General features: G+C 68.4%; 12 protein-coding genes and 1 pseudogene. 6 read left to right on the top strand and 7 right to left on the bottom strand.

The window, feature by feature from the left end; translation table 11 throughout:
- Nucleotides 1–125: 125 nt before the first annotated feature.
- The 7 genes and pseudogenes from H7I87_RS28025 to H7I87_RS27995 all read right to left on the bottom strand — a co-directional run.
- A pseudogene (locus tag H7I87_RS28025) lies at nucleotides 126–1,118 on the bottom strand (acyltransferase family protein); the annotation flags it as partial.
- Between the two features lie 84 nt (nucleotides 1,119–1,202).
- Nucleotides 1,203–2,348, bottom strand: a complete 1,146-nt coding sequence (locus H7I87_RS28020; protein ID WP_009979002.1) for an acyltransferase family protein — start codon at nucleotides 2,346–2,348, stop codon at nucleotides 1,203–1,205.
- Between the two features lie 99 nt (nucleotides 2,349–2,447).
- Nucleotides 2,448–3,572 (bottom strand): acyltransferase family protein, encoded by a 1,125-nt coding sequence (locus H7I87_RS28015; RefSeq protein WP_003873452.1) that lies wholly within the window; start codon nucleotides 3,570–3,572, stop codon nucleotides 2,448–2,450.
- A gap of 232 nt (nucleotides 3,573–3,804) precedes the next feature.
- The gene (gene rfbC, locus H7I87_RS28010) at nucleotides 3,805–4,410 is read right to left on the bottom strand and encodes a dTDP-4-dehydrorhamnose 3,5-epimerase (RefSeq protein WP_011726055.1); all 606 of its coding nucleotides are present in this window, start codon (nucleotides 4,408–4,410) and stop codon (nucleotides 3,805–3,807) included.
- 1 nt (nucleotide 4,411) lies between these two features.
- Nucleotides 4,412–5,407 carry a dTDP-glucose 4,6-dehydratase gene (gene rfbB, locus H7I87_RS28005; protein ID WP_003873450.1) on the bottom strand — a complete coding sequence of 332 codons (996 nt, stop codon included), beginning with the start codon at nucleotides 5,405–5,407 and terminating at the stop codon, nucleotides 4,412–4,414.
- A 27-nt stretch (nucleotides 5,408–5,434) separates the two neighbouring features.
- Nucleotides 5,435–6,301 carry an LLM class F420-dependent oxidoreductase gene (locus H7I87_RS28000; RefSeq protein WP_009979000.1) on the bottom strand — a complete coding sequence of 289 codons (867 nt, stop codon included), beginning with the start codon at nucleotides 6,299–6,301 and terminating at the stop codon, nucleotides 5,435–5,437.
- A gap of 16 nt (nucleotides 6,302–6,317) precedes the next feature.
- Nucleotides 6,318–7,166, bottom strand: a complete 849-nt coding sequence (locus H7I87_RS27995; protein WP_023862248.1) for an LLM class F420-dependent oxidoreductase — start codon at nucleotides 7,164–7,166, stop codon at nucleotides 6,318–6,320.
- 254 nt (nucleotides 7,167–7,420) lie between these two features.
- On the opposite strand from H7I87_RS27995, the gene infA reads away from it, so the two are divergent.
- The 6 genes from infA (at nucleotide 7,421) to H7I87_RS27965 (ending at nucleotide 10,520) form a co-directional block, all read left to right on the top strand.
- Complete coding sequence (gene infA / locus H7I87_RS27990; RefSeq protein WP_003418601.1) at nucleotides 7,421–7,642, top strand: translation initiation factor IF-1; 222 nt, start codon at nucleotides 7,421–7,423, stop codon at nucleotides 7,640–7,642.
- 25 nt (nucleotides 7,643–7,667) lie between these two features.
- Complete coding sequence (rpmJ, locus tag H7I87_RS27985) at nucleotides 7,668–7,781, top strand: 50S ribosomal protein L36 (RefSeq protein WP_003879483.1); 114 nt, start codon at nucleotides 7,668–7,670, stop codon at nucleotides 7,779–7,781.
- Nucleotides 7,782–7,986: 205 nt separating this feature from the next.
- Nucleotides 7,987–8,361: a 30S ribosomal protein S13 gene (gene rpsM, locus H7I87_RS27980; protein WP_003873446.1), complete on the top strand. Its 375-nt coding sequence runs from the start codon at nucleotides 7,987–7,989 to the stop codon at nucleotides 8,359–8,361.
- Nucleotides 8,362–8,367: 6 nt separating this feature from the next.
- Nucleotides 8,368–8,784 carry a 30S ribosomal protein S11 gene (gene rpsK, locus H7I87_RS27975; protein WP_003879486.1) on the top strand — a complete coding sequence of 139 codons (417 nt, stop codon included), beginning with the start codon at nucleotides 8,368–8,370 and terminating at the stop codon, nucleotides 8,782–8,784.
- Nucleotides 8,785–8,792: 8 nt separating this feature from the next.
- On the top strand, nucleotides 8,793–9,398 hold the full coding sequence (gene rpsD / locus H7I87_RS27970; protein ID WP_003873444.1) for a 30S ribosomal protein S4: 606 nt from the start codon (nucleotides 8,793–8,795) through the stop codon (nucleotides 9,396–9,398).
- Between the two features lie 78 nt (nucleotides 9,399–9,476).
- Entirely contained in the window at nucleotides 9,477–10,520 is a 1,044-nt protein-coding gene (locus H7I87_RS27965) for a DNA-directed RNA polymerase subunit alpha (protein ID WP_003873443.1), read from the top strand.
- The last annotated feature ends 23 nt before the right edge of the window (nucleotides 10,521–10,543 follow it).

Raw genomic sequence — 10,543 nt, 5'->3', positions numbered from 1 at the left:
CATAGGCCACGCAGGCACCCTACGGCCCACCGGCTAGTGCACAAATCCGCACCAGGCCACAACCGAAGACACAGGTCACAGCCCTACACAACCGCCGGATCGCCGACAGTGATAAAAGTCAGGTTTTCGATCAACCACCAGCTGGCCGCGGCCAGCGGCAGGGTGGCGGCCAGGGCGGTCACGAAGAACACCGCCACCGGCAACCGGGCGAGCCCGCACACCGCCAGCAGCTGCTGGACCGGAAACGCGTAGATGTAGACGCCGTAGGACAGGTCGGTGGCCAGCCGCAGGCGGCGGTTGCGCAGCAGGGCGCCGGACACGATGATCGCGTAGGCCAGCGGCAGCGCGGCCACCACCCGGTAGTCGGGCAGCCGGCTGGCCGCCGCCACGACGACGACGCACACCGCGACGAGCGACCACCGGGCCGGGATCACGTCCTTCCACTGGTAGACCACGGCCCCGGCGGCGAACATGATGGCCGAGCGCACCGCCAGCTGCGCGACGGTCCATTGCCCCGGGTAGGTCAGCGGCGGCACCAACGCCGCCCCGACCACCGCCAGCGCCAACACCGCGACGGACATCCACCGGCGATCGGCCAGCCCGGCCACGCCGATGGCGGCGACGGCGAGGTAGCACGCCACCTCCCAGACCAGGGACCACAACGAGCCGTTCCAGACCCCCGGATGCGGTACGCCGCCGGGTGTTGCGCCGATGTTCAGGTGGACGTAGGCCACCGCGCTGTTCTTCGCGACGTACTCCAGCGGCGCGCCGGAGGACAGCAGCGCGCCCACCGAGCCCCCCTGGATCGCCACGCTGAGCGGGGCGACCGCGAACGCGGTGACGATCAGGCACACGTAGTAGCCGGGCAGGATGCGCAGGGCCCTCGCGGCGAGAAAGTCGCGCAGTCGCGGATCGTCGAGCCAGCTGCGGGTGATCAGGAACCCCGAGATCGCGAAGAACCCGTCCACCCCGACCGAGAAGAGAAGCTGCAGCGTCGCCGCCGGCGGCAGCCGGTTGGTGATCGGCCAGCAATGCCACAGCATCACCTCGGCCGCCAGCAGCAGCCGCCACGCATTCAGCGCGTTGCGCCGCGGATCGAACACCTGCCCGAGGGTCATCGGCCTCCGCCTGCCTATGCCCCCCGCACTATGGACGCCCCCCCGCACTGGGGCGGCATATTACCGGCACCGGCCGAGCCGCGGCTAGAAGTGTCCCGGCGCCTCTGGGGCCGGGCGGTCGGCGAGCACGTCGGCCGGGGCGGGCTCGGCCTGCGACACCCGCGGGTCGCTTTCGGCGGCCCGCGGGCCGGTCCACTTGCGCTTGAGGCGGCGTTTGAGGGCCATCGACGGCTTCTCGATGAGGAACCAGCTGGCCGCTGCCAGCGGCAGCGTGGCCGCCACCGAGGCGAGGAAGAACAGGGCCGGATGCAACCGCGTCGCCAGCCCGCACACGGCCAGCAGCTGCTGGGTGGGGAAGGCGTAGATGTAGACGCCGTAGGACAGGTCGGTGCGCAGCACCAACCGCTCGCTCTTGAGCAGGGAACCGGTCACGATGACGGCGTAGGCCAGCGGGAGGGCACCGACCACCCGGTAGTCGGGCAGGAACCCGGCCGCGGCGACGATGGCGAGGGCGACCGCGACCAGCGACCAGCGGGCGGGGATGACGTCTCGCCACTGATACATGACCGCCCCGGCCGAGAACATGATTGCCGAGCGGACCGCGAGCTGCGGGATGGTCCACACCCCGGGAAATGTCAGCGGCGGCACGACCAATGCCCCCAACGTGGCCAGCACCAGAATCAACGGGGAAATCCAGCGACGGTTGCCCAGCCCCACCACGCCGATGGCGGCGACGACGAGGTAGCACAGCAGTTCCCAGATCAACGACCACATGGAACCGTTCCAGGCGTTGCCGCCCGGCACCCCGTGCAGCGTTCCGTCGATGCTCGGCTGCAGATAGACGATCGCGCTGTTTTTCAGGACGTATTCGAGCGGGGCGGCGGACCCGAGCAGCTTGGCGGGCGAGCCACCCTGGATCACCACACTGAGCGGGGCGAACACGAACGCCGTCACGATCAGGCAGATATAGAAGCCCGGCAGGATGCGCAGGGCGCGGGCGGTCAGATAGTCACGCAGCCGGGGGTCGCTGAGCCAGCTGCGGGTGATCAGGAAACCGGAGATCGCGAAGAACCCGTCCACACCCACCGAGAAGAACAGCTGCAGGATGGACTTGGGCGGCATGTGACCGGTGATCGGCCAGGAGTGGAACAGCATCACCTCGGCGGCCAGCACCAGCCGAAGCGCGTTGAGCGCGTTTCGCCGCGGATCGAATACCTGCCCGAGCTTCATCCGCCTCCGTTTCCGTGCCCACCGCGCGCCGTCGGCGCCATCGTATCGGCCGAAGGCGGCGAGCAGGGGACGCGGGCAACGGGGTGCCCGGCCGCGCCGCTACGCCACACCCGGGACCTCGGGCGGCAGCACCATCGCCGCCTGCTCGGGGGTGGCGGCGGCCTTCCTTTTCAACCGTGTCTTCAGCGCGCGGGCCGGCTTCTCCACCAGGAACCAGCTCGCCGCGGCCAGCGGCACGGTGGCCGCGGCGACGGCCAGGCAGAACACCACCGGGTTGAGGCTGAGCAGCCCGAGAACGGCCAGCAGCTGCTGCACCGGGTAGGCGTAGATGTACATGCCGTAGGACAGGTCGGTGCGAAACCACAACCGCCGGTTGTGCAGCAGGGAGCCGGACACGACGACGGCGTAGGCCAGCGGAAGGGCGGCCACCACCCGGTAGTCGGGCAGCTGGCCGGCGACCAGCACGATGACCACGCACACCGCCACCAGCGACCAGCGGGCCGGAATGACGTCGCGCCACTGGTACAGCAGCGCGCCCGCCGAGAACATGATGGCCGCCCGGCAGGCCAGGAAGACGAGGGCGGTCGCGACGTTGCCCTCCGGGTGGTGGAACACCTCGGGGAAGGTGACCGGCGGCAGGAACGACGCCCCGATCGCCGCCGCCACCAGAATCACCGGGGACACCCAGCGGCGGTTGGCGAGTCCGGCCACGCCGATCGCGGCCACGACCAGGTAGCACATCACCTCCCAGAACAGCGACCACAGCGAGGCGTTCCAGATGCCCGCGTTGGGGATGTCGTGCGGGGTGCCCCCGACGTCGGGTTTGAGCCACAACACCGCGATGTTCTTCAGCACGTACTCGAACGGCGCGTAGGAGAACAACAGCCGGGCCGGCGACCCGCCCTGGATCGCCACGCTGAGCGGGGCGAAGACGAACGCGGTCACGATCATGCAGACGTAGAAGCCGGGCAGGATGCGCAGCGCGCGGGCGGCCAGGTAGGCCCGCAGCTGCGGGTTGCTCAGCCAGCTCGCGGTGATCAGGAAGCCCGAGATCGCGAAGAACCCGTCGACGCCGACGCAGAGCAACAGCTGCAGGACGGCCCGCACCGAAGGGAGGTGACCGCGGATCGGAAAGGTGTGCCAGAAGATGACCTCGGCCGCGAGCGCCAACCGCCACGCGTTGAGTGCGTTGCTGCGCGGGTCGAACACCTGCCCGAGTTTCATCGACGTTTCCCGTCATCCGAAACGGGCATCATCGGCATCATCGGCGCCATCCTAACGTCACCGAACGCCGAATTGGGCCGGTTCACGCTACTGGGCCGATCAGGGCGCTGCAACCGCGGCGTTACTTGATATGTGTTGAATAAAGTGGTCGGGCGGCGATCCCGGGTTGTGCGCACGGCGAGCGCCAACTGCGTTGCGGGATAACGGTTGCGGACAATGCGGGTCGAGACGATCAGCGCGGCAAACCCTCGATGAATGCTTGCGTCTCCGCCCAGGTGGGCAGCAACCCCGAGGCGCGAACCTCCTCCAGGCTGGGGGCCGCGGCGTCGCGCTCGGACAGCGTGGGCGCGGCACCGGCCACCAGCGGCCAGTCGATCCCCAGCGCCGGATCGGTGGCGCAGATGGTGTGTTCGCGCCCCGGGTTGTATTCCGCCGAGCACAGGTACATCACCGTCGAATTGTCTTGCAGTGCAAGGAATCCGTGCCCCAGACCCTCGGAGATGTAGATCGTGCGGTGCTCGGCGTCGTCGAGCAGCACCGAATCCCATTGCCCGAACGTGGGCGAGCCCACCCGGATGTCGACGACCACGTCGAACACCGAACCACGCACGCAGGTCACGTATTTGGCCTGGCTGGGCGGCACCTGGGCGAAGTGCAGGCCGCGCAGCACACCCGCCGCGGACACCGAGCAGTTGGCTTGCCGGACGTCGAGCCGATGACCGGCGAAGGAGCGAAACCCCTTGTCGGTCAGCCATTCAAAGAAATGGCCGCGGGCGTCGCCGTGCACGGTGGGGGTGATCTCCCAGGCGCCGGGGATTTTCAGTTCGCGGGCCGACACGTCACTGCCCGCGTTCTTCGTAGCGCGCTTCCGAGGCGTCTTTCAACGGCCGCCACCACGATTCGTTCGCGCGATACCAGTCGATGGTCTCACGCAGGCCCTCCTCGAAGTCGGTGTGCTTTGGCGCCCAACATAATTCGTCGTACAACGTGGACGGGTCGATAGCGTAGCGCAGGTCGTGTCCGACGCGGTCGGTGACGTGGTCGAAGTCGTCGGGGTCGCGCCCCATCATCTGCAGCAACGTCCGCAGCACGGTCAGGTTGTCGCGTTCACCCTCCGAGCTGATCAGGTAGGTCCGGCCGATCTCGCCGGATTCCAGGATGCGGCGCACCGCGCTGTTGTGGTCGTCGACGTGGATCCAGTCGCGCACGTTGGCGCCGGTGCCGTACAACTTGGGGCGGCGGCCGGTGAGCACGTTGGTGATCTGGCGCGGGATGAACTTCTCGACGTGCTGATACGGGCCGTAGTTGTTGGAGCAGTTGGAGATTGTCGCGCGCACCCCGTACGAGCGCACCCAGGCGCGCACCAGCATGTCGGCGGCCGCCTTGGTCGCCGAGTACGGGCTGGACGGGTTGTAGGGCGTCGACTCGGTGAACCGGTTCGGGTCGTCGAGCTCGAGGTCGCCGTAGACCTCGTCGGTGGAGATGTGGTGCAGCCGCACGCCGTGACGCCGCACCGCCTCCAGGATGGTGAAGGTGCCCACCACGTTGGTGTGCAGGAACGGCTCCGGGCCGGCCAGCGCGTTGTCGACGTGGCTCTCGGCGGCGAAGTGCACCACGGCGTCGGACTCGGCGACCAGCCGCGACACCAGCTCGGCGTCGGTGATGTCGCCGACCACCAGCCGGATGGAATCCTCGACGCCGGCCAGCGACTCGCGCCGGCCCGCGTAGGTCAGGGCGTCGAGCACCGTCACCGAGTCCTCGGGATGCTCGCGAACGGTGCTGTGCACGAAGTTGGCGCCGATGAAACCCGCGCCGCCGGTGACCAGTAACCGCATGACCCAAACCCTAACGGAGCCGATCGGTCAGTTCGTCCGAGTCAGCCCCAGAGCATCGGCCAATTCGGTCAGCGCGGGCAGCAGCGTCTCCTCGGAATCCCCGCCCAGCACCTGGATCGCCACGTGGTCGGCCCCGGCGTCCAGATGCTCGCGCAGTCGCGCCGCGACGGCCTGCGGGGTGCCGTAGCCGATCACCGCGTCGATCAGCCGGTCGCTGCCCGGTGGGCGCACGTCGGCCTCGGTGAACCCCAGTCGCAGCCAGTTGTGCACGTAATTGCTCAGGCCCAGGTTGTGCTCGATGGCCTGCCGGCCGGCCGCCCGCGCCCGGTCCCGGTCGGTGGTGAGCACGACCTTGTGCGCGGGCGCCAAAAAGACCGAGCCGCCCACCAATTCGCGCGCCTTGGCGGTGTGTTCCGGGGTGGTCAGGAAGGGGTGCGCGCCGGCACTGCGCTGAGCGGCCAGCCGCAGCATCCGCGGTCCCAGCGCGGCCAGCACCCGCCGGCTGGTCGGGATCACCGCCGCGTCGAGCTCGTCGAGGTAGGAGACCACCGCGTCGTACGGCTTGACGTACTCCCGGGTGTGCTCGCGGTGGCCGGCCCCGATGCCCAGCAAAAACCTTCCGGGGTGGCCGCTTTCGATCCGGTGGAACGACTCGGCGACGGCCGCGGCCGGCGCCGACCAGATGTTGACGATCCCGGTGGCCAGGTGCAGCGAGGTGGTGCCGGCCAGGGCGGGGTCCACCCAGGACAGCTCGGCGTCGGGTGATCCGCCGATCCAGGCGGCGCCGTAGCCCAGCGATTCGATCCGCGCGGCCAGTTCGGCGGTGATGGACCGGGTGGACAGCCACACGCCGAACGGGCCCAGGTCGGGCTTGAGCGAAACTCCCTCAGTCATCCGGCTCCCCCTGTGGTCAGGACGGTTTCAGTCCGAGCGGCCCCGCCAGTTCGGCCAGCGCCGAGACCAGGTTTTCATCCTTGGTCAGCACCTGCACGGGCACGTGGTCGGCGCCGGCGTCCAGATGCTCGCGCAGCCGCGCGGCGATCCGGTCCACGCTGCCATATGCCACCAGCGCGTCGACCAAGCGGTCGCTGCCCGGCCGGGTGATCTCGTCGTCGGTGAAACCCAGCCGCTTCCAGTTGTTTCGGTAGTTCGCGAGGTTGAAGTAGATGTCGAGCGCCTTGCGGCCGACCGCCCGGGCGTGCTCCGCGTCGGTGGTCAGCACCACCTTGTGCTCGGGCGCCAGGAAGGCCGACGGGCCGATGAGCTCGCGGGCCCGGGCGGTGTGCTCGGGCGTGGTCAGGTAGGGGTGCGCCCCGGCGGAGCGCTCGGCGGACAGCCTGAGCACCCGCGGCCCCAGCGCCGCCACCACCCGGCGGCCGGCCGGCACGCCGTACTCGTCGAGCCGGGTCAGGTAGTCGGCCAGCGCGTCGTAGGGCTTGCGGTATTCGGTGTGCGCCTCGGGATGCCCGACACCGATGCCCAGCAGGAAGCGGCCCGGGTAGGCCGCCTCGATCCGGTGGAAGGATTCGGCCACCGGCCCGGCGGGCGCGGTCCAGATGTTGACGATGCCGGTGGCCACCTGCAGCGTCGTCGTCGCCTCCAGAAGGGGCTCCACCCAGGCCAGCTCGGCCGGCGGGGAACCGCCCACCCAGACGGCGCCGTAGCCGAGCGCCTCGATGTCCTTGGCTTGCTGGGGTGTGACGCCGCGTCCGAACGATCCGAACCGGCCGAGATCGGGCTTGCCTGCTGCTTGGGTCATGGTCGTGGCAACCGGCGTCCGCGGGCCGCTATTCCGGCCCCCGCCGGCCGGGGGTCTGCGCTCGTCAGGAGGATTTTGGTGGCGGCCGAAAACCAGGTATCGTAGAACGACGGTGCGGCATCCGCGCCGACTTTTTGTGTGTCCAGTCCTAGGAATTTCCTGTCACCGGCTCACGTTCCAAGTCGGTGTGCAATGGTGCGCCGACCTGGGCGCATACCCGAACGAGACTAAACGACGAGGATTTTTAACCAGTTATGGCCAAGAAGGACGGCGCCATAGAGGTCGAGGGCCGCGTGGTCGAGCCCCTGCCCAATGCGATGTTTCGCATTGAGCTGGAGAACGGTCACAAGGTGCTTGCCCACATCAGCGGCAAGATGCGGCAGCATTACATCCGCATCCTGCCCGAGGACCGGGTGGTCGTGGAGTTGTCTCCGTACGACCTGTCCCGGGGCCGCATCGTGTACCGCTACAAGTAACGACACAGAACAGGATCGAACAGCCGTGAAGGTCAACCCGAGCGTCAAGCCAATCTGTGACAAGTGCAGGGTGATCCGTCGGCATGGGCGGGTCATGGTGATCTGCTCCGATCCGCGCCACAAGCAGCGACAAGGCTGAGCCGCGGCCGGGTTCGCCCGGCCCCCGACACAACTGAATGCAGACCTCCCAGCACCACCGAGCTGCCTGGCGCGTCAAGCGCCAAAAAAGACGAATCAGCGCCGCTCGGACACGCCCGGACGGAGGCCGGGCCCCGCAAATCCCCCAGGGGAAGCGGGAACGGGCTGGGATCAGACCTCCGCAGAGAAAAAGAGGAACGCCACCCATGGCTCGACTAGTCGGCGTCGATCTGCCGCGCGATAAGCGGATGGAGATCGCCCTGACCTACATCTACGGTGTCGGCCGCACCCGGTCGAACGAGATCCTGGCGGCCACCGGCATCGACCGGGACCTGCGCACCCGCGATCTCACCGATGACCAGCTGACCCACCTGCGCGATTACATCGAGGCCAACCTCAAGGTCGAGGGTGACCTGCGCCGCGAGGTCCAGGCCGACATCCGGCGCAAGATCGAGATCGGCTGCTACCAGGGCCTGCGGCACCGCCGCGGCCTGCCGGTGCGCGGCCAGCGGACCAAGACCAACGCGCGCACCCGCAAGGGCCCCAAGCGCACCATCGCCGGCAAGAAGAAGGCCAGGTAACCACCCATGCCACCAGCCAAGAAGGCAGCCGCTGCCCCCAAGAAGGGGCAGAAGACCCGCCGCCGGGAGAAGAAGAACGTCCCGCACGGCGCGGCCCACATCAAGAGCACGTTCAACAACACGATCGTGACGATCACCGACCCGCAGGGCAACGTCATCGCCTGGGCGTCGTCCGGCCACGTCGGGTTCAAGGGCTCGCGGAAGTCGACCCCGTTCGCCGCCCAGCTGGCCGCCGAGAACGCGGCCCGCAAGGCGCAGGAACACGGCGTGCGCAAGGTCGACGTGTTCGTCAAGGGCCCGGGCTCGGGCCGGGAGACGGCGATCCGGTCGCTGCAGGCCGCCGGGCTGGAGGTCGGCGCGATCTCCGACGTCACCCCCCAGCCGCACAACGGCGTCCGCCCCCCGAAGCGCAGAAGGGTCTAGCAGAAATCATGGCTCGTTACACCGGACCCGTCACCCGCAAGTCGCGCCGGCTGCGCACCGACCTCGTCGGTGGCGACCAGGCGTTCGAGAAGCGCCCCTACCCGCCCGGCCAGCACGGCCGCGCGCGGATCAAGGAGAGCGAATACCTGCTGCAGCTGCAGGAGAAGCAGAAGGCCCGCTTCACCTACGGCGTGATGGAAAAGCAGTTCCGCCGCTACTACGAGGAGGCCGTCCGCCAGCCCGGCAAGACGGGTGAGGAGTTGCTGCGGATCCTGGAAAGCCGCCTGGACAACGTCGTCTACCGGGCCGGCCTGGCCCGCACCCGCCGGATGGCGCGCCAGCTGGTCACCCACGGCCACTTCACGGTCAACGGCGTGCGCGTCGACGTGCCCAGCTATCGGGTGTCGCAGTACGACATCATCGACGTTCGCGAGCAGTCGCTGAACTCGGTGCCGTTCCAGATCGCGCGGGAGACCGCGGGCGACCGGCCCGTCCCGAGCTGGCTGCAGGTGGTGGGGGAGCGGCAGCGCATCCTCATCCACCAGCTGCCCGAGCGGGCGCAGATCGACGTGCCGCTCACCGAGCAGCTGATCGTCGAGTTCTACTCGAAGTAAGAACCCCTGCGCTGAACCCGGCGCAGGGTACTTAGCGGCATCAAATAGCGGGTGCCGAGAAGGAGAAGAAGAAACACCATGCTGATCTCTCAGCGACCCACCCTGTCGGAGGAAGTCCTCACCGACAACCGCTCCCAGTTCGTCATCGAGCCGCTGGAGCCGGGATTCGGCTACACCCTGGGCAATTCGTTGCGCCGCACGCTGCTGTCCTCGATCCCGGGGGCGGCCGTCACCAGCATCCGCATCGACGGCGTGCTGCACGAGTTCACCACCGTGCCCGGCGTCAAGGAAGACGTCACCGCGATCATCCTGAACCTCAAGAGCCTGGTGGTGTCCTCGGAGGAGGACGAGCCGGTCACCATGTATCTGCGCAAGCAGGGTCCCGGCGAGGTCACCGCGGGTGACATCGTGCCGCCCGCCGGCGTCACCGTGCACAACCCCGAGCTGCACATCGCCACGCTGAACGACAAGGGCAAGCTCGAGGTGGAGCTGGTCGTCGAGCGCGGCCGCGGCTACGTGCCGGCCGTGCAGAACCGCGCCTCGGGCGCCGAAATCGGCCGTATCCCAGTCGATTCCATCTACTCGCCGGTGCTCAAGGTCACCTACAAGGTGGACGCCACCCGTGTCGAGCAGCGCACCGACTTCGACAAGCTGATCCTGGACGTGGAGACCAAGAGCTCGATCACGCCGCGCGACGCGCTGGCGTCGGCGGGTAAGACCCTGGTCGAATTGTTCGGCCTGGCACGCGAACTCAACGTCGAGGCCGAGGGCATCGAGATCGGGCCGTCGCCGGCCGAGGCCGACCACATCGCGTCGTTCGCGCTGCCGATCGACGACCTGGACCTGACGGTGCGGTCCTACAACTGCCTCAAGCGCGAGGGTGTGCACACCGTCGGCGAGCTGGTCAGCCGCACCGAGTCCGACCTGCTCGACATCCGCAACTTCGGCCAGAAGTCCATCGACGAGGTGAAGGTCAAGCTGCACCAGCTGGGCCTGTCGCTCAAGGACAGCCCGCCGAGCTTCGACCCGTCGCAGGTCGCGGGTTACGACGTCGCCACCGGCACCTGGTCCACCGAGGCCGCCTACGACGACCAGGACTACGCGGAAACCGAACAGCTGTAACACGGCTTTGACCTAAGGAGCGT

It is taken from the genome of Mycobacterium timonense, assembly GCF_025821985.1.
Classification (GTDB): Bacteria; Actinomycetota; Actinomycetes; order Mycobacteriales; family Mycobacteriaceae; genus Mycobacterium; species Mycobacterium avium.
The sequence above is the reverse complement of the archived record's forward strand: the minus strand, read 5'-3'. Positions and strand labels throughout refer to the sequence as shown.